Consider the following 22,681-nt stretch of genomic DNA (forward strand, 5'->3'; position numbering starts at 1 on the left):
CTTATACAAATTTCTTGGCACCTGCAATAATACTCTTCAAAAATACTGATTTAATCGGTTCAATCGCTAAGAATGCCTTCACAGGTGAAGATTTTTCTATCATAGCAGCAATTCTTCCTAAGGCTCGATGACTCAGACGTGAAGGATCATCAAAAATAAAATTGGATAACTTTCCTCTTTCAATAGCCATCGAAATCATTCGGTCAAAGGTATTTTCAGGTACAAGTACGCGTTTTTCCCGCGGCTTCATGCGAATACTGTCAAATTTACATGCCGCTGCACATACACCGCACCCTAAACACAATTCCTCATCACAAAAAACGCGCCTGCCAGTGCTATTATTTTGGTTTTGTTCCTCTGGTACAATCGCCCCTAATGGACAGGCTTTCCTGCATGCATTACAGCCACGGCATTTTTCCCCATCAATCTGTGCCAGCCAATTAGAGGTTACTACCGCATAACCCATGGTAAAATGTTTCATCGAATGCAGCATACCACAGCAGCAGCCGCAGCAATTGCAGATAAATCCTACATGATTCTGCACATTATCGGCAATTTGCGCCAGCCCGGCTTCCTTACATTGCTCTAGAACAGCCATCGCTTCCTTGCTGCTGATCTCTTCGGCCATGCCTTTTTTGATTAACATCTGGGCACTGCCATGAAAGGTCATACAAGTCTTTTGAGGAGCATTACAACTTTTTCCTAAATGACTTGCTTTATGGCGGCAAGCACATAAAGATAATCCAATGGTTTTTGCCGAATGAATCACAGAACTTGCCTTCTCCCAGTCTAATATTTCCGTATAATCACCAGAAGTCAGCGCCTCTTCCCGCACTAAGGACCGCCCTAATTGAGTTGTCTCAGAAAATATACTATGAGCAAAACGGTCATCCTGAAACATATATTGTTCAAAGAGATGGGCTAATTCTTTCAATGGCATTTCATCTCGGGTGCGCATAAAAACAAATTCAAAAAAACCAATAACAACAGGTGCTAATACTACATAACATTCTTCCTTATGCTCTACATCAAATACTAACCCCTTTTCCGCCATGACCGATATCTTATCGTGCAATTTTTCTACAGGCATATTCAATTTGCGTGCTAAGTTTTTTAATGGTGTGGGGCGCAATGGGATCTGCCTGGCTATATCGGCTTCCTCCACCGAAAATAACAGTTTTAAAATTTCAATAAAAACCGGTGAATAAGGTGCCCCTGTTATATTATAATCTAAGCGCTGCTGAAGTAATCGATATTCCTTTTCACTATTAACAATATGTCCCATTTTACCCCCTGCACAAACTATGATTTTGAAATAACAGAAAATAAAGGTGCGATGATTAAATATAACATATATATGAACATTAGTGAATTTTCCAGTCTATCCTTACTATAGCGAAAAGACAATTGCTTTAAAAGAAGCAAAATAGAAAACGCTACGCTACCTTTTTAAAAATAAAAACCTTTTGAACCACAAAGACGCAAAGGACACAAAGGGGTTTTATTTATTTTTTTGTGCACTCCTTTGTGTGCCGCGTTAGCGGCATTGTGCCTTTGTGGTTCATAATATCTCACCTTTTCCACACTTAAAAACTTATACTTTCTATGCTTATAAGAAGAAACCTATCCATCACTTCATTTTAAAGCGATGGATAGGTCTGCCCACGGGCATGTATTCCAACAACATTTGCAGTTTTCCCATAGGATCATCATCTACAATTAGTACTTTAATTTTCTTCCTTATTTTCACCTTTATTACAATAAGGAATCCATACTTTAAATTCTACGCCACCATCTGGTAAGTTGTAATGAGAAATTAGGCCATTATTCACCTTAACTTTTTCTGACACTAAAGCTAGACCATAACCTCGATGGGCTCCTTTGCCAGAAATGCCCCGCGCGTAAATACGCTCACCCAAACTCTCATCGATCCAAGGTCCCGAATTTTGGACCATAATCCCAACTCCCGCCTCTTCTTCCCGGATACGCAGTATGATGGTTTTACTCTTAGCCGCTGTAACAGCTTCTGTTGCATTTTCAATGAGATTGCCCAAAATAATAACCATATCCCCACTGGTTAATTGGCCGGGCAAGCTTTGCATTGCGGTATCAGATGTAACAATAAACTCAATGCCAAGTTCTCTGGCACGACTCATCTTCCCCACCAGCAAACCGAAGGTAACGGCATCTTTTATCTTGTACCGCAATTTTTCAAACTCGCCTTGATTCGTATCATAACTTTCAATAATTAAATCAACGGCTTGCTCGTAAGATCCTAATTGAATGAGTCCCGCAACGGCATGAAGTTTATTTTTAAATTCATGGGTTTGGGCGCGCAGAAGATCTACAAAACGATGTACACCTGTCATTTCTTCTGCCAAACGGGAAATTTCTGTACGGTCCCGAAAGGCAATGACTGCCCCTACAACATGGTCATCTACAATGGTGGGAACAACATTCGCAAGAATAATGACATCATTCACACGCTGCTCATAATCATACAATGGCTTACCACTGTCAATAACAAGATCCAGGCGCAACTGGGCAATAAAGTTTGCTATCGGCTGACCAAATATTTCTTCTGGTCTTTTTCCAATAATGGCCGCAGCTTCATTATTAACAACACGGACTGTTCCATTTACATCAACGGCCAAGACCCCTTCCCGCAAGGCATCAAGAGTAGCCTCATTTTCTCTAAACATCGTAGCAATTTCATAAGGTTCCAAGCCATAAATGGCTTTCTTTATATTTTTTGCGACCAGTGCTGAGCCAATAATACTCAGTGCCAAAGCGATTAGCAAGGCATATAAAACATTTTTGCCCCCTTCTAAAACCTGGTTATAAATATCATTTATATAAAAGCCGACGGATACAAAACCGATTTGCTGCCCTCCTACTGCAAAGATAGGCACATTCGCCCGTAGAGAAGGTGCTAAGCTGCCCTTGGCAATGTACATATATTCCTGCCCCTTTAATACCGGTTCGCGATATAAACTGGTCAGAGGTGTGCCTACGTTCTGCGAAGTTGGATGGGACAAACGGATTTGATTCATATTTGAAATTACAATAAATGCCGCCCCTGTTGATTTGCGCCATTCCTCTGCAATGGGCTGCAATACATCTGATGGATGATGATTGTGAAGTATGTTTTCTCGAACCTGGGGCATTTCGGCGATGGATCTTCCTATGTCTAATGCTCGACTGCCAATATCGTCTTGAATTTCCTGATAAATATGATGAATGACAAAGGCTCCAGCCAAGGTTAAAGCCAGGCACACAATCCCTACTGTTAATAGCATAATCTTATATTGTAGAGATATTCTCTTTTTTTTCATATACAAAAAAACCACCCCATGACTGCATAACATTCCACATGAATCACCTTGTTCCTGCCTGCATAAGGATGATACCTAATAAAAACACAGATGAAGGTAAGACTCCATCTGCATCTGATTCACTTCATCAGTTTATCTCTTTTTTTCTTCCGGTTTTGCCAGCATTAAATTGACATGACAATATCCATTGGGTGTTTTCTGTAAATAATCCTGGTGATATGCTTCTGCCAAGCAAAAATTCTTTACAGGCTCTACTTCTACCACTATAGGTTCTGAATAAGATAACTGCTGCTCCTTAATAAATTCCAGGATGCATTCTTTTTCCATCTCATCGGAATAATACACTCCACTGCGGTACTGGGTCCCCTGATCCGGTCCTTGACGGTTAAGAGTTACTGGATCAATAATTCTAAAGAAATGCTCTAGTAATTTCCTTAAAGGCAGCACCTCTTCATGATACGTAACCTCACAAACTTCTGTATGTCCTGTTGTTCCCGAGCACACTTGCTGATACGTAGGATTTTCTATCCGTCCTTGTCCGTATCCTACTTTGGTACCCACCACTCCCTTAAGTTGTTGAAAGTAGGCTTCTACACCCCAGAAGCACCCTCCTGCCAGCCAAATTTTTTTCATAGTCAATCTCCTCTCCAGTTTTTATTCGAAGGACTGCCAGCTCTCTTGACTATTTTTCTCTGCTAAGTACTTCTCCATTTTACGATGAGGTCCGGCAAAAGATAGTTTCTCCCAATCTTTACGATTTACCCACTTTAGTTCCCTATCATTCGGCACGATTCGATCCGGTGCAACGATACAATAATAGAAGGAAATATCCCATTGGCGATGACTAAAAATATGTGTGCATTGGAGCAGCAATCTTTCTAATTCTATTACCTGACCTGTCTTTTCTTGAATGCCCTGGCGAAAGCTATCCATAGCTTCCCCATCTTCCCCAATTTCTACCGTTGGAAATTCCCACATTCCCGCCAGTAAACCTTTATTGGACCGCTGATGCAACAGAAAGAATTCGCCTTGACGAATCACTCCTGCCATAAGACGCACTGCTTTAGGCGGTGCTTTTTTCTTTTTTACAGGAAGCTGTCCTTCCTTGCCTTTTCTTTGTGCGCAGCAGCAGTCAACTAGCGGACATAGGGCACACCGGGGTGTTTTCGGAATGCAAATGGATGATCCTAAATCCATTAAAGCCTGATTAAAGTCACCTGGATGTTCTTCGGACATCTCATCCGCAACCAGCTGTTTTATAGTCTTCTTAGCAGCGGGAGAAGAAATATCTTCCTCTACACAAAATAATCGGCTAAAAACCCGCAGAACATTCCCATCAATAGCTGGCTCCTTTTTATTATAGGCAATGCTTAAAATAGCCCCGGCTGTATAATCACCAACACCGGCAAGACCTATCATTTCTTCTTTCGTTTGCGGTACTTGTCCCCCATAGGATTGGCTGACCTCTCGTACCCCCTGCAGCAGGTTTCTGGCCCGGGAATAATACCCCAGCCCTTGCCAGTGACGAACCACTTCCTCTTCCTCGGCCTCTGCTAAACTTTCTAAATCGGGAAATCTTTCCATCCATCTATCAAAGTAGGGTTTAACAGCCTCTACCCGAGTTTGCTGCAGCATAATCTCTGAAACCCATATCTTATAGGGATCTTTATCCCTGCGCCATGGTAAATCCCGTTTAGAATTTTCATACCATGTCAATAATAACTGTGCGATTTTCATTTCTTCTCCTTATTGTTATGTTACTATTTTAAGCTCTTTTCTTTATTTAAAACATTTTAACTCTCGCTGTAAATATTTTTTCCATAAGAAGAAAAAATTATATAGAACAAGGATATTGAAGGTAAGTATCTAATTATAGTATAGAATCATTTTTAAGAAGGAGGCGCATCGCTTGAAGATTTTATTTTGGGATATTGATGGCACCTTATTGAAAACAGCTAAAGCTGGCTTATATGCTTTTGAAGAAGCAGTTTCCGAATCCCTGCACACAAAAATTGATTTTACCACTATCAAAACAGCTGGCATGACTGACTATTACATCTCCCATCAAATACTCCTTCTCGCCACAGGACGGGAACCTTCTGTCCATGAAATCTGCAATCTAGTCAGCCTTTACGAAAAAGTATTACCAAGCCACTTAGCAGCCCGCAAGGGTCACCTTACTCCCTCAGTAAAAGATATCCTGCTCTATCTACAGCAACAATCAGACTACACTTGCCTAATCCTTACAGGCAACACCGAATTTGGTGCCAAAGCAAAACTGCGCCAATATGGGCTGGATGGCTTCTTTGATTTCTCTTCCAGTGCCTTTTGTGACAATTGCTACAATCGCAGAGAGATATCCAAACAAGCACTCACAAAGCTGCAGCAAAACTACCCGCAAGTGCCATTGGATCAAGTGTATGTTATTGGCGATACACCCAACGATATTGACTGTGGTAAGGCCATTGGTGCGCAAACTATTGCAGTAGCTACAGGCCGATACTCATTAGAAGAACTACAGGATCACTCTCCATGGTGGGCTGTATCTACCCTGCCTCCGCCTGTAGAATTTGCAGAGCATTTGGGAAGAGAAGGATCATTTTAATACTTCTTTTCCCAAAACATGTGAATACTATCTGAATGATAGGTTTTATCACGCTGGACTTTAATCACTTCTTCTTCACCAGGTATTTTAATCGTAATGCCTTTACTAGGTTGAAGACTTACGCCAGGACTTAGAATGATTTCCTTCTTTTTATTCTTAATGGAGTAGGTATGCTCTTTCAAATCTACAGAATCCTCTCGTGAGGTTACTGTCGGCATGGAAGATAGGGTTAGTTTATCATCTTTCAACTGGTTAGTGGGAACTACAACAGGCTGCTCCTCTTTCACCTTTATAACAGTACCATCACCCTCCCTATTTAGAGTTACAGTTTCAGCGGGAGGGATCTTTTCCGTACCATTCACTGACCTGCTTTCCTTTTCTATATCATGTCTTTGAAAATAAAAGAATACTCCGATTAAAAGTATTAATGTTAGAAGGAAGCATATTATTTTTGGATTTTTCTTCACAAGGCAATCTCCTTTCTACCCTTATGTAGCATTAAACAATACGGTATTACAACATTATATCCTTACTACTAGTGTAAATCACATGACATTGCAAAGCAACTCACTTCAAATCGTCTTGGCATTTATTTTTTAGGAGGTTTTATCATGAATCATGTAATCGAATTGTTAAAAAAACATGTATCGGTTCGAAAGTTCACCACGCAGTCCGTTGATGATCAATTACTAATAGAAATCATCAAGGCAGGCCAGCAAGCTTCCACCTCCAATCACATCCAAGCCTATACCATTATCAGGGTAAAAGACAAAAATAAGAGAAGATCCATCGCTAAATTAGCAGGCAATCAGTCCTGTGTTGAAGAAAGCCCTATTTTCTTAGTATTTTGTGCTGACCTAAACCGATTAGGCAAGGCCTGTAGAATGAACAATAAAAGATTTGAAAGCGGTTATACGGAAAACTTCATTTTAGCGACTGTAGATACGAGCCTAGCAGCACAAAATGTCATGGTTGCCGCAGAATCAGTGGGGCTTGGCGGTGTATATATCGGTGCATTGCGAAACAATCCTGAGGATGTTTGTGAGTCATTAAACCTCCCCCATAACGTATACCCTGTATTTGGCATGTGTCTGGGCTATCCGGAAATTCGAAATAAAGTAAAACCCCGTCTCCCTTTATCCTTAGTTTTTAAAGAGGATAGTTATCATACTGAGGGAGATGAAGAAGTCTTAAAAGAATATGATCATAGCATTAGAGATTATTACATCGCAAGAACCAATGGGGAAAGAAGCAATACCTGGACAGAAGGTATGTCGACTTTCCTAAAAGACAAGCAGCGCCCTCATATGAAAAACTTCTTGGAAACTAAGGGTTTTGAAATGAAATAATGCTCTATATACTAACAAAGAACCACATAGAGCATAGAAAAGCTGGCACATCTTTAAAAGATCCGATTCCTGATGCTAATTTCATTTACATGGTCAGACCACCAAGCCACCTTGAATCGTGATATAATAAAAGATTACCATATTCATTGTTGCTCATCGTGTTGCATGATATATATCAATAGGCTGCCTCACTACATAAACAATCGTAGTGAGGCAGCCTGCATTATAAGTCTTATTAAAATTTTCCCTTACTTCGGTGATCATTCCAAAATTATGTCTTTTAACTTACGTTTTGGTACATGATGTTCCAAATTTGTATCTCGCCAGTATTTTATATCATCCCCATCTTCAATTTCATCGAGAATAACAGTTTCTTTTGGCTTGCCCAGAGCAATAACCAACAGAATTTCATATTGATCGGAAATCTGCAATGTAGCCTTTAGCTCATCGCGCTTAATACTTTGGATCATGCATCCACCAAGATCCATGGAGCGTGCTCCAAGCAAAATACTTTGTGCTGCAATTCCATGATCAACACCACTCGGTCCTATATTTGTATCTTGAAGAATCACAATATAACCAGAAGGTCGTTCTCCTTTTTCTGGTCCTGCCCATTCCTTTAAATAACCCGCCCAAAGTAAATGGGGGAATATTAATTCATTCTTTGTTTTATCCCCTGATATGATATATTTTAAAGGCTGTTTATTAGCTCCTGAAGGCGATAATCTCCCATAATTAACAAGCTCTCTTAACCGTTCCTCTGAGATACTGTGTTCTTCATAAAAACGTCGATAGGATCGATTGGAAACAATTAAATCATAAAACATATGGCTAATTCCCCCCATTTTATATTTAAAAGTTTCTTTCGACATCCCCCTTGTTTTAACCTTTAATTTCCAATACCAGTTTTTAGTCTTCTTTATAGCCCTAAGTACTTTACTAAATTCTCCATAAAATCCGGCATTAACGTAGACGCTAATAACATGAAGGTCAATACAATTAACACCACGGTAAACGTCCATGAGACCACATTATACCATGCAGAATTTACATAATTACCCATAATGCTTTTATTATTAGCGATCAGCACCATAAAAATGAGAATGGGGGGCAAAAGCGTACCGTTAACCACTTGAGAGGTAAGCATCACTTGATACAACGACAAATCCGGCCATAGTACTAATCCGGCACCAATAACGATTAAGGCTGTATATAGACCAAAAAAAGCAGGAGCTTCTTTATATGTTTTACTAACACCGCTTTCAAAACCTAATGCCTCACAAACAGCATAGGCCGTACTAAGAGGCAATATAAATGCCGCCAACATAGAGGCACCCAACAAACCAAAAGAAAATAGCAAACTGGCATATTCACCAGCCATTGGTTTTAATGCCATCGCTGCATCCTTAACTGTATCAATGGCAATATTATTCGCATATAAAGTGGCTGCCGTTGCCACGATAATGAAAAAAGCAATCAGCCACGTAAAAAACGCGCCAAACATCACATCCCAAAAAGTATACTTGTAATCTTCGGCAGTAATTCCTTTATCAACAATCGATGCCTGAAGATAAAACTGTCCCCAGGGCGTAATCGTAGTGCCAATTACACCAATCGCCATGATTAGAAAGTCCGCATCAGGAGAAAAAGTAGGCGTAATTGATGCAACGAATACTTCTCCCCATGGAGGATCAATAATGATGCCTGAAATCACATAGCTTAAAAAAGTGGCACATAACACTAAGAAAACCTTTTCGATTTTTCCATAATCTGCTTTCAGTACCAACCACCAGATTAAAAATGCCATAATGGGTACTGCAATATATTTACTCACGCCAAAAATTTCAAAGCTAGTTGCAATCCCTGAAAACTCGGATGCCGTAGTACCAATATTAGCAATTAGCAGCACACTCATCGCAAAAAAAGTCCATTTAACACCAAATAATTCACGAATCAAATCAGATAGCCCCCGTCCTGTAACAGCCCCTGTCCTTGCTGATATCTCTTGGGCAATCGCCAGGCAAAAACTACTGATCAGTATAATAAATAGCAGTCCATAGCCATATTTTGCTCCAGCAGCAGCATAGGTGGCAATACCGCCAGCATCATTATCGGCAAATGCTGTGACAATTCCCGGTCCCATTACAGCTAGGAATAATCCTAATCTCTTACGCATATTCTTTATTGCATTCATCTTTATCGCCCCCGCCCTGCCGTTTTTGTTAAGGCAAACCAGGAGTATGTATCCAGCTTGCCACGCTCTGGCATTAATATATCAAGAATATCATCGACTGTAACAATTCCTACCATAACATTCTGTTCATCGACCACTGGTACCGCCAATAAGCTATATTTATTAATGACTTCCGCCACTTTTTGATAATTATCTTCATCCTGTACTACAGCCACTTTCGTATGCATCAATTCTTTTAAGGTAGTTTGGGGCGCAGCAACAATTAATTCTCGCAATGACAGAACGCCTTGAAGGTGTTCTTCATCATCCATAACATATAGATAATAAATGGTTTCCGCTGTGGGTGATAATTCTCGCAGCTGATTGATAGCCTCTTCTGTGGTAATATGAGAAGAAAATGCAATAAACTCATTAGTCATTAAGGCGCCAGCAGTTCCTTGCTCATATTGCATGAGTTCTCTAACTTCCTCAGCATCATCACTTTCCATCAATTGCAGCAATCCTTCGGATTTCTCTACCGGCAGCTCACCCAAAATATCAGCGGCTTCATCTGGGGCCATTTCTTCTAGAATGTCAGATGCCCGCTGCGCATCCATTTGTTCAATAATTTCTACCTGAGTATCCAGATTTAATTCTGCCAACGTATCAATTGCCTGTTGATCATCTAAGTTTTCTATAAAGTTGGCCCGGCGTTTATAATCCATTTCCTCGATCAATTCTGCAATATCTGCAGGATGCAGTTCTGTCAGCTGCTGCTTTAAGCGATTGAGCTGAAGGTGTGAATTCCAGCTTTCCAAGGGCTTAATAAACTCTAAAATCAGCCAATTTTGTTTGAACTTTGTAAAGAGAAATTCCAAACCCAATCGCCGGAACAAACCACGCACACCAATGTCAACAGCGACTAACACCATATGCTGCTTTCCATCCTGCACCACCCAGGATAATATAATATCGTTTACCCTTACCATTTTGGAACCTTTAATATCAATGATTTGCTTATCCAGCAGCCATTTGCTGGCATAAATATCATTTTCATGCAGAGGAACGGTTTGATCTACAGTGAAATTTTCGACAAGCTCTACCCTGTCATTGTCACGAAGCACAATCCATTCGATTGGAATCAGATTATGTATTTTATTTGCATATTTGACACCAATGACCCGAGGATATACGCCTTCCCAGCGTACTGCGATGTCCTTTACCCGCCCAAAACGATTCCCCGCTTTATCATAAATCGACTGACCGATTAATTGACTAAAGTAGAATTCACCTACCATTTTTAATGCGTTCATATTTTATTCCTCCTTCTTTGCCTGGAGTCCGCCCGCCTTAACGTGAACAGACAAGTTGATATATTGATATTTGCTTATATGGTCACTGGGTCCGGAATCCATAAAACCACCTCCTATTCCTTCTTTGCTTTCCTATGGGAATGGATAATAAAAGACCTTCTCTCATTTAGATAAGAAGGTCTTTTCATGCTGCCATGATCCATACTTGCTTTGACCTTCTCCAATCGTTGAGTTTTAGCACTGCATAACGTAGAGGTACACTATTCCTCAGCCACCTTGAGTAAAACCTTAATTCGGTAATACCTGTTCTACCCATTGGCGTCTTTCGACGTTTCCGGGCAGTGGCCTGTGTTTATGCAGGAGCCTCACCTAACGAAGAAGTTCTATATTTATATGTTTGATTTTCTTGCCTTTTACTATAGTATATCCTGCTACAGCCGCATTGTTCATCCAAAACAAGAAAATAGATAAAGCCCCCGTTACCGGAAGGCTTAAAAAGCGAATTTAATATATTCACACCTTCCCCACTCGTACGAGTTTTGGCACTGCATAACGTAGAGTACAAACCAAAAAGCCTCAGCCACCTTAAGTAAAACCTTAATCCGGTAATACCTGTTCTACCCATTGGCGTCTCTCGACATTTCCGGGCAGTGGCCTATGTTTATGCAGGAGCCTCACCTAACGAAGAATTATTTTTCTACTATGAGCGTACTACCTTTATCGAAATGTGTCAATACCTATTTCACATTTCGTCAAATGTTTAATTCCCTTAATAATATGATCTTATAGCAGAAAAACGATCATCAATAACGATTACAGTCTTAAATCTCCCGTTATGTCTATTTTTATCCCTTTACCTCTTTAATATGCGCTCTTTCTTTCTATTCTTCTAAATCCTTAACTGACATACACAAAGGGTTATATTTCTATAATCTTTGCATACTCCTTTGTGTGCCGCAGCAGCGGCATTCTACACATCTTTATGGTACCAGTTTATTAGAATCCGAATCTACTATCGCATCATTTACACGCTCTTTTGATCTTGTCAAATTTTGCAGCTGAGATAAAAGCATCCCAGCGAACATGATGACACACCCTAACGTTTCCTGAAAACCTAACCTTTCATTTAAAATCAACCAGCCGCCAATGGCAGCAAATACGGTTTCCATGCTAAGAATAATGGCAGCATGAGAGGGCTGGGCACTTTTCTGCGCAACAACTTGCAAGGTATAAGCAACGCCTACAGAAAAAATACCGCCATATAAAATGGGCACAGCAGCTTGATAAATAGACTCAATACGAATCGTTTCCAAAAATAATGCCGCAATTAAACTTAAAATAGAACAAGTAACAAACTGAAAAAAAGCTAACTTCAATACAGGAACTCGACAAGAAAAATGATCAATTACTAAAATGTGAATGGCCCAAAAAAAAGCTCCTATAAGTTCCAGTACCTCTCCATAGGAAATATAAAGACCCTCTTTCACACAGAGAAGATATAAACCCACAACGGCAATTACAGAACCAATCCAAGTGCTCATGCTGACGTATTGTTTTAAAAGAATTCCTAAAATGGGTACGATTACAATATATAGACAAGTGATGAATGCAGCTTTCCCCGCCGTTGTATAGATTAAGCCGATTTGCTGCAAGGTTGCGGCAATAAACAATACTACACCAGCAATCATCCCCGCTATAATTACCTGTCTTGCATTATCCTCCACCTGAATGTCCTTGGGAGAACGATTTTGATAATAAAGAATCAAGGGGATTAAAGAAAGACTCCCCAAAGCAAATCGCACACCATTAAAAGTGAAGGGCCCTACATATTCCATCCCTACTCGCTGCGCCACAAAAGCCAATCCCCAAATAGCTGCGGCAAGTAGAAGTAATAAATTCGATCTTAGTATACTCATAATAACCCACTCTCTAATTTGTTATTTTAATTAAGATACAATCTATCACATATAACAATATTAGTCAAAAACTAAGTCTTTATTAACTTCCATAGTATCTATAAAAAAGCACTTTAGAATTTGGCTCAACACCAAAATGTCCACTTCACACGATTGTCATTGCGAGGAGGCGACAGCCGACGTGGCAATCTCTACTGCCACCCAGCTGACAGAACGTCAAGCGTACTTTCTGGTGAAGACCCTAGGAATTTAATATAGACTTAATCTTTTTCTAACAATAAACCTCTCTTTAAAAGATATTATTATACATATAATTTATCTAGGGGGGACAAACATTGAAAAGAATAACTCGGCTATTTGTCTTATTCTGTATCGGAGCATTCACTATTGCAGCTTTAGGATGCGGCAGTTCTCAAAACGCATCCTCAAAAAACTCAGGCAAGGTTATGATTGAATATTGGCATGTAAATGCTGAAAGTTTTGGCGGTCCTTCCGTTAAACAACTGGTGGAACAATTCAATAAAGAAAATCCTGATATTGAAGTCGTAGAAAAATATAACCCTGACATGTATAAAGGGTTAACACAAAACTTGCAGGCGGCTATGGCATCTGGAAAAAATCCCGATGTTGTACAAATGGGGTATAGTTACTTAAATTATGCAGGTGAAAATTTAAAGTATGCGTCTATACCAGATATCATCACAAAACTATCACCAGAAGATAACACCTACTTGCAAGATAATTTCCTGCCAAATGTACTGGCTTTAGCTACAACTGATGATGGTAAACAAATCGGACTTCCTTACTCTGTCAGTGTACCTGTACTCTACTATAATCCAGATATTTTCACACAAGCTGGTTTAGATCCTAACCGGCCGCCACGCACTTGGCAGGAAGTAACACAATATGCCAAAACTATTAAAGAGAAAACTGGCATTACGGGGTTCTTTATGCAGGAATTTGCTGACAACTGGGCGCAACAAGCCTTGATAGAATCGAACGGCGGACAAATTTTAGCAAAGAAAGCTGGCCGCACTGTGGCTGGTTTTGACACTCCCGAAGCATCCGCGGCCTATCAGGTACTAGCTGATATGGTGAAAAGCGGTGACGGTCTGCACGCAACAAACGAAGAAGGCTTCCAAGCTTTCTTAAGCGGAAAATTAGGTATGGTATGCACAACAATTGGCAAACGGGATAATTTTGAAAAAAGTGCTAAATTCACCGTTATGGCTACGCAGTTTCCATCCTTTGAAGGAAAAACAAGAAAACTCCCTGCGGGTGGAAACCTGCTCATGATCTTCTCTCAGGATCCAGACAAACAAAAGGCAGCCTGGCGCTTTGTTAAATACCTGGAATCTCCTGAAGCCCTTGCTCTTTGGAGTAAAGGCACTGGTTACCTGCCGCCAAGAAAAGGCGTAACAGAAGATCCTAAAGGATTAAAAGATTTTGCTGAACAAAATAAAAACATGCAGGTGGCTATGTCTCAAATGCCTGAAGTTGTGAAATGGGCTAGCTTCCCTGGAGCTAATGGTTTACAAGCTGAACAAGCACTTATCGATGTCCGGGATATCATTCTCAGTGGAAAACAATCTGCTGCCGATGCTCTTAAACAAGCAGCTGCAAAAATCAATTCTATGCTTTAATCAATTTTTGCTAAGAATGTCGTGAGAATCCAAAAGGTTTTTACGACATTCTATGCTTACTATTTATGGAAGGACAACAAATCCAATGAATCGTTTTACTTGGCAGTCTGCTTTATTTCTAGCACCAGCCGCCACTACATTATTACTTTTCGCTTATTGGCCACTATTACAAGATATCTGGCTCAGTTTCCACTCCTGGAATATGGTAAGCCCTACGATGAAATTCGTAGGACTTGAAAATTATTTACAGTTACTTTCCAGTGCCGAATTGATCAAAATACTCTTAAATACAGTTCTCTATATTTTGGTTTTAGTCTGTGTAAATTTCATTCTGCCCTATCTTTTATCCTTTATCATTGCTCATCGTCTCAATCGTTTCAGCTTTTTTTATCGTTCCGCCTTATTCATTCCCAGTACAGTTTCTCTGGCTGTAGCCAGTATTCTCTTCCTTTGGATATTGAATCCCTTAGCAGGCCCTCTCAATATTATCCTTTCGGCAATTGGTTTAGAATCCCCTCGTTGGTTCAAAGAGTCCGGATTAGTGATTATCGTTATTGGACTGATTATCGGCTGGAAAGTTTTCGGCTATAACCTCATTCTGCTAGTAGCGGCCATGGTGGATGTTCCTAAAGAGCTGATTGAAGCCGCCCGTCTAGAAAATGTCTCCAATTGGCAGCTTTTTCGACGCATTATTCTCCCTATGACATCATCAACGGCCCTTTATGTCTTTGTAATTACCGTTGTATTTGGCTTACAATACGTCCTTGTTCCCGTGAATATGTTAACGCAAGGTGGTCCGGACCAAGGCAGCACCAATTTGGTCTACATCGTGTATCAATACGGTTTTATCTTTTTTCAAACAGGCAAAGCTTCTGCCTTCGCCATAGTAACGATGCTGCTATATGCCCTCTTTTTGCTTGTAAAGACGAAGGTATTAGACAAGAAGGTGCACTATGAAAATTAACAACTATCGGGACTGGTACTGGCATATTTTACTCTTATCAGCAGTACTGATTCAACTTTGGCCTCTCCTCTTTATGTTTTCCACTTCCTTTAAGACTATGGATCAAATTTTCCTATCCACGTTAAATCCCTTTCCCGCCAAACCTGTAATAGATAATTACTTATATGTGCTGAAAAATCTCCCGCTAGTCCAGTATATTTTAAATACCTTATTGATTGCTGGCAGCATCACCCTTGCTAAAATTATCACAAGTATTTTAGCTGGTTTCGCTTTTGTTTATTATGAGTTCTCCCATAAAGAAAAGCTTTTCAACACATTGTTATTGACCTTTTTTATTCCCATTACCGTTGTCATGATGCCAAATTATTTGCTTATATCCAAACTCGGTTTATTGAATACGCCTTGGGGAGTCATACTGCCTCAACTAGCTGACGGCATGGGAATCTTCTTAATGCGCCAAAGCATGCGCAATATCCCTAAGCCATTGTTAGAAGCAGGAAGATTAGAAAACGCCAGCCCGTGGGTCATATTAACACGAATCATATTGCCACTTATCAAACCTTCAGTCATTGCTATGGGAATTGTCTTTTTTATTAACTCTTGGAATGATTATTTTTGGCCACTGCTCATCCTTCATGATAAACCCACGTATACATTGCCTCTGGCGCTGCAAATGTTTATCAGTGCAGAAGGCGGCAGTGAATGGGGCATTGCCATGGCAGTCGCCATGCTTACTGCCTTACCGCCCCTCTTATTATACTTAACCTGCCAACGTTTTATTATGAATACCTTTATGCAATCTGGGGTGAAAGGATAGATGAACTCATGAATGGAATTATTTTTGAAAATGTTTGCAAATCCTATGGTGAAACTACTGTGGTCAAAGATTTAAACATGACCATCCAAGAAGGTGAGCGACTCGTTCTGCTAGGTCCATCCGGTTGTGGAAAAACGACAACACTGCGAATGGTTGCTGGCCTGGAGAACATCACAGCAGGTACCCTCAAGATGGGAGGGCAAGTTGTAAACACAGTAGAACCTGGTGCGAGAAATATCGCCATGGTGTTTCAAAACTACGCATTATATCCCCACATGACTATATGGGAGAATATCACTTTTGGTCTTTTTATTCAAAAAATACCAATAGGAGAAATCAAAGCACGAACGGAGCAAGCACTAGAAATCCTCAATCTATCAGGCTACGAACAACGAAAGCCAAACGAATTGTCTGGAGGCCAAAAACAGCGGGTAGCTCTTTGTCGTTCGCTAGTGAAACAAGCTCCCTATTTTCTCCTGGACGAACCTCTTTCCAATCTGGATGCACAACTTCGCCTGCAAGCCCGTACTGAATTGGTCAAAATTCACAATCTCTATCGCCCAACTTTCATCTATGTTACCCATGACCAGGTAGAGGCTATGACTGTGGGACAACGAATCGCAATCATGAACCAAGGCGCTCTGCAGCAGCTAGACACACCAGATGTCATCTATCAGCGTCCTGCCAACACTTTTGTTGCCTCTTTCATCGGATCTCCTCCGATGAATTTGCTGCAGGGAGCTTTCCGCGATGGTACCTTATGGATTGCAGGCAGCCGTGTAAATCCCCCCGCTAAATGGCACACACTTTTAGCGGAGCATCAGGAACTATGGATTGGGATTCGTCCAGAACAATGCTGTTTAAGCGACACCCCCATGCTCCATGGACAAATAGAATTTGTCGAACATCTAGGCAGCCAGCGCTGTATCCATGTTCGCCTGCATCAAGACGGACAACTCTTGCTATGCATGCTTCCTGCGGATCAACCAATTCCTGCAGGAACAGTGGGGGTTTCTTTCTCTTGGCAGCATGTAAATGGATTTGACAGGCATGTTGGAAAGAATATTGGACTTCCAAACAGAATATCTCATAACTATGCATGCTAACTTCTATTCTTTAGACGTAAAATACTCTATTGCATCACGATTTTAAAGGAGGTCAAAACCTTTGCTTATCTCCCTCAGCAACTTATCTTTTATCGGATTTAACTATACTGCATTAAAACAACTCCCTGACAGCTTAGGACTAGAAATTTTTTATGAATTTGGCAATCATTCTCATTGGGATAAAGTGTTAAAAGAAATTTATCCTCATCAATCACCGCAAAATTTAAGCATTCACGGACCATGCATTGGAGTTAATTTAGCTGATGAAAATGACAGCCACTATCTGGCTCATTACAAAGACGTATTTGAATTTGCCGCCAAGTGGAATGCCAAATTTATTGTAGTGCATACCAATGAAGAATTTACGGGAGACAAAACGGTTGTCCGCCAGCGAGTACAGCATCGACTTCAAGAGCTTTTGCTATTGTCTAAGAATTATGAGATCCAAATACTCATTGAAAATGTTGGATTACAGCCAAAGGACACTCTATTATTTGATTGGAAAGAATACCTGGAACTACTTTTGATGTTACCAGAAGCAGGTGCATTGCTCGATGTAGGACACGCATACATTAATCAATGGGACTTACCGGATATCATTGCGCAATTAGGAAAGAGGCTAATCGCCTGCCATCTGCACGATAATCATGGAGTATCTGATGATCACCTGCCGATTGGTCAGGGGACGATTAACTGGAACGTATTATTTGCCGCCATTTGCTCGTCTGCTCCTAAAACTACTCTCGTCTTTGAATACGCCAATGTAGATATACAGACGGCCTTAGCTAGTATTCAAGTTACTGAGAACAGTTATCTTGTACAGGCAGCGGAGATCACGCAGGATTAATGTTCAGCTGGAGTGAATACTCCAGCTGTTTTTTTATATCATTACATTTTTTATCGCTTGTGATAATCGTTGTATCCCTTCAATGATTTTTTCTTCTGACATATTAGAGTAGTTTAAGCGAAATGTATTTTCAACGCCGCCATTAGGAAAAAAAGAATCCCCCGGTACAAAAGCTACATTATTTTTCAGACAGTCATGAAGTAAGTCAATGGACTTAATATGCTCAGGAAGCTCAACCCATAGAAATAAACCTCCCTGAGGATGAGTAAAACGTACTCCCTGGGGCATTGTTTTCCTCAGCTCTTCCACCATTACATCTCGGCGTTTTCGATATACAGCAACCAGCTTCTCTATATGTGCTTCAAAGTCAAACACATCCATGTAGGCTGAGATCTCCATCTGGCTTCTTATGGATGTACATAAATCAGTCCCCTGTTTTACTAATACATACTTTTCAATAAATTCAGCATCAGCAGCAACCCATCCTATACGTAAACCTGGACAGAAGGTTTTCGAAAAAGTGCTTGTAAAGATGACATTTCCTGACCTATCCATTGATTTTAATGAAGGAAGAATCTCATTTTCAAAACGTAATTCTCCATATGGATTATCTTCAATAACTGGAATATCACATTGTTGTATCAGCTTCATAAAATCACGTCTACGCTCCAGTGACCAAGTTTTTCCCGTAGGATTTTGAAAATCAGGGATTACATAAATCAGTTTTATACTTTTTTGTGCTGCAATTATTTTTTCAAGTTCTTCTATAATCATTCCCTGGTCATCCGTGGGAACTTCTATAAAACGCGGCCCATAAGCTTTAAGAGCGCTAATGGCCGCCAAATAGGTTGGACTTTCGCACAGTACAAGATCTCCTTCATCCAGGAAGAGCTTTCCAGAAAGGTCTAACGCCTGCTGTGAACCACAAGTGATTACTATGTTATCAGCAGTAACACTTGTTTTAAATTTCCGGTTCATTCGCTCTGCTATTTTCTCTCTCAAGGGTTTATATCCTTCAGTAGTGGAATATTGTAAGGCTTCTCTACCCATTTGTTCTAATATTCTTATGGATATCTCCTTTAATTCTTCCACCGGAAACAATTCCGGAGCCGGTAATCCCCCTGCAAAAGATAATACCTCTTCCCTCTGAGTAATCTTTAGTATTTCCCTGATTTCTGACGCCCGCAATGTTTTCATACGTTTTGCAAAAGTAACCGCCATCACAAAGTCCCTCCTATATGTATTATTATGAAAATGTTTACTGTGAATAGAACTCCCATTTGCGTCAAACAGCAAACTCACATCATGCGCAATACCAATATCATGGTCATACCTGCCCCCATAGTCACAATAGGAGGTTGACGATTATAAGCTACCAAGGCTGTTACTATACCTGCCAGCAGATAATGATTCGAAAAAGTTATTGCGATATAACCTTTTGGTGCAAAAAGGGCTGGCGCAATCAAAGCAGTAAGTATCGCAGTAGGTACATGCTTCAAGAAACGTCCAAGTCCGGCAGGTACATTTCCCAAAAGCCCTATACTGGCAAAACGAGTCGCAAACGTCACTACCGCCATAGCAAGGATATTCATGAGAATTTCAAATCGCATCTTGTTTCCCTCCCATAAGACCACCTGCCATAGCTGCAGCCAGGCAAGCAATAATGATATACCATTTACCAGGAATTAAAATAACAGCCCCGACGCTAACCACAGTTGCAACAAGGCATACGACTACACTAGCTTTGTCACGTAAGCGAGGAATCAGCAAGGCTAAGAAGGTAGCTGGCATAGCAAAATCCAACCCCCAGGAAAGTGGATCACTTATGTAATCTCCTAAAATAACACCACCGATCGTGGACATCACCCATAAGAGGTAGCATATTGCATTGCTTCCCAACTGATAGGCTCCTGTATAACAGCCAGCTTGTGCACGCTGTATTGTCACAGCATAAGTCTCATCCGTCATTCCGCAGGAAAGAAGAGCCTTAAATGGCGTGGATAGCCCACTCATATAAGGAGCAAGGGAGGCACCCATCAATAGATGACGAAGATTGATTAGTAAAGTCGTAAAGCTGACCATTGCCAAGCCAGCCCCCTCCATAAGCATCGGCAGACAGATAAACTGGGCCGATCCAGCAAAAACCAGTATGGACATTGCAATGGTCTCTCCTGAAGTTAAACCAATGGACTTTCCCAAAATACCATATGCTAAACCAAAAGGAATCATCCCAACTATTAAAGGTACTGTGTCACTTACACCCTTGCGAAAGTCCTTTTCCTGCATTGCTGCTCCTCCAATACTTTACAGTTTTTTTACTTATAATAGCTTGCAGGAATTTAATTGTAAATATCCAATATAATATAATTAAAATACCAATTCTATCTTTTAAGGAGAATTACATAAATGGATATTACCAAAATGCTAAGTGGTATTCGAATTGACCAATCCAGTTCAGCCCCCATGTATTTGCAGCTTGCAAATGGTTTAGCTGCAAAAATTCAAAATTCAACCCTTTCTGCTGGCACCAAGCTGCCTCCAGAGCGAGAGCTCGTCAAATTACTGGAAGTTAGCCGTACTACAATCATTAACGCTTACAGACTTTTGGAGGAACGGGGTTTAATAATAACACGAGTGGGAAGCGGCACTTACGTTGCTGAGCCATCATTTACAGATCAGTCATCGGCCACTATTCTTTGGGATCAATTGTTTACACCTCAATATAAATCACCACTGTCATCACTATTGCGCACTTTAATTGCTACTCCCACGGCAGATGAGACAATTTCCCTTGCCGCCGGTATGCCAGATCCGGCCTTTTATCCTCTCTCCATCATTGAAAAAGCTCTTGTATCCAGTAAATATGACCTTGAAGTTTCCGATTTCGGCCACATAACTACCGAAGGCTATCTTCCTCTACGGCATTCTTTAGCCGCATGGCAAAGCCGTATGGGAATACAAGCCGCTCCTGATCAGTTTCTAGTGGCATCCGGCTCGCAGCAAGGTCTGTATCTCATTGTAAAAGTCTTCGTAGAACCTCGTGACTATGTGATTGTAGAATCACCTACCTATTTGGGAGCAATTCAGTCATTAGAAGCTTCTGGCGCTCGCATCCTAACTCTGCCGCCATCTGATAATATAAATTTTGAATTGCTTGAAGACTATCTCATACGCTATCGCCCTAAATTAATGTATACCATTCCTACTTTTCAAAACCCCACTGGCAGGGTTATGTCGCTGCACGATCGGCAGGAATTAATTCGATTAGCCTCGCGCTACCGCTTAGTTATCATAGAAGATGATCCCTATAGTCAGCTCTACTACGGTCAGCAGCCTCCTCCTTCTCTCAAGAGTCTCGACACCTATGGCGGTGTAATTTATATGGGCACTTTCTCAAAAATACTTTTTCCGGGTTTACGGACAGGCTGGGTCATCGCCGCTCCACAAGTTATCAATCGATTAGCACAAGAAAAACAGCACATCGACCTGCACAGCAATAGTCTTTCTCAGATTATTCTTCATACTTGTCTGGAAGAAGATTACCTGGCGAATCATTTAGCTACTGTCCGCATGGAATACAAAAAACGCCGGGATGCTATGGTTGGCGCTATCCGGCGTTTTTGCAGCGGTTATATGAATTTTAATATACCTGAAGGAGGCTTTTATCTCTGGTGCAGCATAACTCCTCCCGCCTCTGGTGCAGAACTTATTCGCCGTGCAGCCACAGTAGGTGTTTCTTTTGTACCTGGTGAGGCTTTTTATACAAATGGAACCAAAAGCAATGAAATACGTCTTTGCTTTGCCACTCATAATGAAGAGCTGCTCAAAGAAGGCATACGAAGATTAGGGCGCATCTTTGCATCAGGTGCTGCCAATGCAGCACAGCCGTCAGACACAGCTGGCAAACCCATTATTTAATAAGAGCTTTCTTATATGATCTGCTGCTTCCCTATTGATCACAATAAAACGATTCATGATGCTTCCACTCTGCCTGCCTCTAAAAGTCGCAATACAGCTGTTATATCCTCAATCATTGTTCTTTGTAACATTTCCAATTCAGAAGGATTCAGTGTATCATTTACTACAAACAATTGATCTATAATGCTTTTGCCAACCGACATACTTAAACCATCTATACCGTCATGCTGATAAGCAGGTAACAGTAATTCATTGAACAATTGCATATCTGAGGGTCCATATTCAAATATGGAGCACCACATACGCAATAATTCCTGCTCTTCTAATCCGGTTTTTAGTAATAAAATTTCTTTTTGAGAGCTAATTAAAGTTAATATCGCTGACATATAAATACGTACAGTTATAACAATTTGCTGCTTTGCTATTTTAGTTTTTAAAGTCCGCTTTTTGAAAGGTTCAATATGTCTTTTATTGTCTACTCCAAGTAAGGCTGCAACAAATTCATCTGCGCAAATTGCAGTAACAAAAAATATTTTCTTTTGCATTTCATTCGTAGAACATTTGGCCGCCTTACTACAAAATCGTTGTGTATGTCTGCCTATTTTATGGTGATACGGCCCTTTTGCCATGGAAAAAACATCTTGCAAAAAAGTAATAACAGGCACGCCAATACCTCCCTCGACAAATAGATCGGG

Annotated in this window: 21 protein-coding genes and 2 riboswitches; of the genes, 8 read left to right on the top strand and 13 right to left on the bottom strand. The window is 40.6% G+C overall.

What is annotated here, in order from left to right:
* Position 1 precedes the first annotated feature (1 nt).
* From FR7_RS20795 to mutY, 4 genes are all read right to left on the bottom strand, one after another.
* Positions 2-1,285, bottom strand: a complete 1,284-nt coding sequence (locus FR7_RS20795; RefSeq protein WP_007932716.1) for a 4Fe-4S dicluster domain-containing protein — start codon at positions 1,283-1,285, stop codon at positions 2-4.
* Positions 1,286-1,727: 442 nt separating this feature from the next.
* Complete coding sequence (locus FR7_RS20800; RefSeq protein WP_007932723.1) at positions 1,728-3,335, bottom strand: ATP-binding protein; 1,608 nt, start codon at positions 3,333-3,335, stop codon at positions 1,728-1,730.
* A gap of 132 nt (positions 3,336-3,467) precedes the next feature.
* Complete coding sequence (gene msrA, locus FR7_RS20805) at positions 3,468-3,968, bottom strand: peptide-methionine (S)-S-oxide reductase MsrA (RefSeq protein WP_007932725.1); 501 nt, start codon at positions 3,966-3,968, stop codon at positions 3,468-3,470.
* Positions 3,969-3,989: 21 nt separating this feature from the next.
* On the bottom strand, positions 3,990-5,072 hold the full coding sequence (gene mutY / locus FR7_RS20810) for an A/G-specific adenine glycosylase (RefSeq protein ID WP_007932727.1): 1,083 nt from the start codon (positions 5,070-5,072) through the stop codon (positions 3,990-3,992).
* Positions 5,073-5,244: 172 nt separating this feature from the next.
* On the opposite strand from mutY, the gene FR7_RS20815 reads away from it, so the two are divergent.
* Positions 5,245-5,940: an HAD family hydrolase gene (locus FR7_RS20815; protein ID WP_007932729.1), complete on the top strand. Its 696-nt coding sequence runs from the start codon at positions 5,245-5,247 to the stop codon at positions 5,938-5,940.
* Here the strand turns inward: FR7_RS20815 and FR7_RS20820 are convergent.
* On the bottom strand, positions 5,937-6,407 hold the full coding sequence (locus FR7_RS20820) for a hypothetical protein (protein ID WP_007932731.1): 471 nt from the start codon (positions 6,405-6,407) through the stop codon (positions 5,937-5,939). The two genes, FR7_RS20815 and FR7_RS20820, sit on opposite strands and share 4 nt — an antisense overlap.
* Before the next feature lie 144 nt (positions 6,408-6,551).
* Here FR7_RS20820 and nfsA point away from each other — a divergent pair, with 144 nt between their 5' ends.
* Entirely contained in the window at positions 6,552-7,289 is a 738-nt protein-coding gene (gene nfsA, locus FR7_RS20825) for an oxygen-insensitive NADPH nitroreductase (protein WP_007932732.1), read from the top strand.
* Between the two features lie 260 nt (positions 7,290-7,549).
* On the opposite strand, the gene FR7_RS20830 is transcribed toward nfsA, so the two are convergent.
* The 4 genes from FR7_RS20830 to FR7_RS20845 form a co-directional block, all read right to left on the bottom strand.
* On the bottom strand, positions 7,550-8,116 hold the full coding sequence (locus FR7_RS20830) for a nitroreductase family protein (protein WP_007932734.1): 567 nt from the start codon (positions 8,114-8,116) through the stop codon (positions 7,550-7,552).
* Between the two features lie 92 nt (positions 8,117-8,208).
* Positions 8,209-9,465, bottom strand: coding sequence for an Nramp family divalent metal transporter (locus tag FR7_RS20835; RefSeq protein ID WP_237769563.1), 1,257 nt, complete (start codon positions 9,463-9,465; stop codon positions 8,209-8,211).
* Between the two features lie 20 nt (positions 9,466-9,485).
* Entirely contained in the window at positions 9,486-10,775 is a 1,290-nt protein-coding gene (locus FR7_RS20840; protein WP_007932736.1) for a magnesium transporter, read from the bottom strand.
* A gap of 212 nt (positions 10,776-10,987) precedes the next feature.
* Positions 10,988-11,159, bottom strand: a riboswitch (M-box (ykoK) riboswitch).
* A gap of 132 nt (positions 11,160-11,291) precedes the next feature.
* Positions 11,292-11,468, bottom strand: a riboswitch (M-box (ykoK) riboswitch).
* A 287-nt stretch (positions 11,469-11,755) separates the two neighbouring features.
* Positions 11,756-12,691: a DMT family transporter gene (locus FR7_RS20845; protein WP_007932740.1), complete on the bottom strand. Its 936-nt coding sequence runs from the start codon at positions 12,689-12,691 to the stop codon at positions 11,756-11,758.
* 335 nt (positions 12,692-13,026) lie between these two features.
* On the opposite strand from FR7_RS20845, the gene FR7_RS20850 reads away from it, so the two are divergent.
* The 5 genes from FR7_RS20850 (at position 13,027) to FR7_RS20870 (ending at position 18,068) form a co-directional block, all read left to right on the top strand.
* On the top strand, positions 13,027-14,334 hold the full coding sequence (locus FR7_RS20850) for an ABC transporter substrate-binding protein (protein WP_007932742.1): 1,308 nt from the start codon (positions 13,027-13,029) through the stop codon (positions 14,332-14,334).
* A 52-nt stretch (positions 14,335-14,386) separates the two neighbouring features.
* On the top strand, positions 14,387-15,298 hold the full coding sequence (locus FR7_RS20855; RefSeq protein ID WP_237769564.1) for a carbohydrate ABC transporter permease: 912 nt from the start codon (positions 14,387-14,389) through the stop codon (positions 15,296-15,298).
* Positions 15,288-16,115, top strand: coding sequence for a carbohydrate ABC transporter permease (locus FR7_RS20860; protein WP_007932746.1), 828 nt, complete (start codon positions 15,288-15,290; stop codon positions 16,113-16,115). Before FR7_RS20855 ends, FR7_RS20860 begins: the two co-directional genes overlap by 11 nt.
* 8 nt (positions 16,116-16,123) lie before the next feature.
* Positions 16,124-17,221, top strand: coding sequence for an ABC transporter ATP-binding protein (locus FR7_RS20865; protein ID WP_007932748.1), 1,098 nt, complete (start codon positions 16,124-16,126; stop codon positions 17,219-17,221).
* Positions 17,222-17,282: 61 nt separating this feature from the next.
* On the top strand, positions 17,283-18,068 hold the full coding sequence (locus FR7_RS20870; RefSeq protein WP_007950632.1) for a sugar phosphate isomerase/epimerase family protein: 786 nt from the start codon (positions 17,283-17,285) through the stop codon (positions 18,066-18,068).
* A gap of 33 nt (positions 18,069-18,101) precedes the next feature.
* On the opposite strand, the gene FR7_RS20875 is transcribed toward FR7_RS20870, so the two are convergent.
* The 3 genes from FR7_RS20875 to FR7_RS20885 form a co-directional block, all read right to left on the bottom strand.
* Complete coding sequence (locus tag FR7_RS20875) at positions 18,102-19,289, bottom strand: aminotransferase-like domain-containing protein (RefSeq protein ID WP_007932751.1); 1,188 nt, start codon at positions 19,287-19,289, stop codon at positions 18,102-18,104.
* Positions 19,290-19,366: 77 nt separating this feature from the next.
* Positions 19,367-19,678 carry an AzlD domain-containing protein gene (locus tag FR7_RS20880; RefSeq protein ID WP_007932752.1) on the bottom strand — a complete coding sequence of 104 codons (312 nt, stop codon included), beginning with the start codon at positions 19,676-19,678 and terminating at the stop codon, positions 19,367-19,369.
* Complete coding sequence (locus FR7_RS20885; RefSeq protein ID WP_007932753.1) at positions 19,668-20,354, bottom strand: AzlC family ABC transporter permease; 687 nt, start codon at positions 20,352-20,354, stop codon at positions 19,668-19,670. The genes FR7_RS20880 and FR7_RS20885 overlap by 11 nt, the downstream gene beginning before the upstream one ends.
* Positions 20,355-20,474: 120 nt before the next feature.
* On the opposite strand from FR7_RS20885, the gene pdxR reads away from it, so the two are divergent.
* On the top strand, positions 20,475-21,986 hold the full coding sequence (gene pdxR / locus FR7_RS20890) for a MocR-like pyridoxine biosynthesis transcription factor PdxR (RefSeq protein WP_007950633.1): 1,512 nt from the start codon (positions 20,475-20,477) through the stop codon (positions 21,984-21,986).
* A 53-nt stretch (positions 21,987-22,039) separates the two neighbouring features.
* Here pdxR and FR7_RS20895 read toward each other — a convergent pair whose 3' ends face one another.
* On the bottom strand, positions 22,040-22,651 hold the full coding sequence (locus FR7_RS20895; protein WP_007932755.1) for a hypothetical protein: 612 nt from the start codon (positions 22,649-22,651) through the stop codon (positions 22,040-22,042).
* Positions 22,652-22,681 lie beyond the last annotated feature (30 nt).

This window comes from Pelosinus fermentans DSM 17108 (assembly GCF_000271485.2).
Classification (GTDB): Bacteria; Bacillota; Negativicutes; order DSM-13327; family DSM-13327; genus Pelosinus; species Pelosinus fermentans.

Excerpts from the sequence above, each read along its gene's own strand:
- FR7_RS20795 (WP_007932716.1), bottom strand. The coding sequence starts at position 1,285 with ATGGGACATATTGTTAATAGTGAAAAGGAATATCGATTACTTCAGCAG.
- FR7_RS20800 (WP_007932723.1), bottom strand. The coding sequence starts at position 3,335 with ATGAAAAAAAAGAGAATATCTCTACAATATAAGATTATGCTATTAACA.
- msrA (WP_007932725.1), bottom strand. The coding sequence starts at position 3,968 with ATGAAAAAAATTTGGCTGGCAGGAGGGTGCTTCTGGGGTGTAGAAGCC.
- mutY (WP_007932727.1), bottom strand. The coding sequence starts at position 5,072 with ATGAAAATCGCACAGTTATTATTGACATGGTATGAAAATTCTAAACGG.
- nfsA (WP_007932732.1), top strand. The coding sequence starts at position 6,552 with ATGAATCATGTAATCGAATTGTTAAAAAAACATGTATCGGTTCGAAAG.
- FR7_RS20830 (WP_007932734.1), bottom strand. The coding sequence starts at position 8,116 with ATGTTTTATGATTTAATTGTTTCCAATCGATCCTATCGACGTTTTTAT.
- FR7_RS20835 (WP_237769563.1), bottom strand. The coding sequence starts at position 9,465 with ATGCGTAAGAGATTAGGATTATTCCTAGCTGTAATGGGACCGGGAATT.
- FR7_RS20840 (WP_007932736.1), bottom strand. The coding sequence starts at position 10,775 with ATGAACGCATTAAAAATGGTAGGTGAATTCTACTTTAGTCAATTAATC.
- FR7_RS20845 (WP_007932740.1), bottom strand. The coding sequence starts at position 12,691 with ATGAGTATACTAAGATCGAATTTATTACTTCTACTTGCCGCAGCTATT.
- FR7_RS20855 (WP_237769564.1), top strand. The coding sequence starts at position 14,387 with ATGCTTACTATTTATGGAAGGACAACAAATCCAATGAATCGTTTTACT.
- FR7_RS20860 (WP_007932746.1), top strand. The coding sequence starts at position 15,288 with ATGAAAATTAACAACTATCGGGACTGGTACTGGCATATTTTACTCTTA.
- FR7_RS20865 (WP_007932748.1), top strand. The coding sequence starts at position 16,124 with ATGAATGGAATTATTTTTGAAAATGTTTGCAAATCCTATGGTGAAACT.
- FR7_RS20875 (WP_007932751.1), bottom strand. The coding sequence starts at position 19,289 with ATGGCGGTTACTTTTGCAAAACGTATGAAAACATTGCGGGCGTCAGAA.
- FR7_RS20880 (WP_007932752.1), bottom strand. The coding sequence starts at position 19,678 with ATGCGATTTGAAATTCTCATGAATATCCTTGCTATGGCGGTAGTGACG.
- FR7_RS20885 (WP_007932753.1), bottom strand. The coding sequence starts at position 20,354 with ATGCAGGAAAAGGACTTTCGCAAGGGTGTAAGTGACACAGTACCTTTA.
- pdxR (WP_007950633.1), top strand. The coding sequence starts at position 20,475 with ATGGATATTACCAAAATGCTAAGTGGTATTCGAATTGACCAATCCAGT.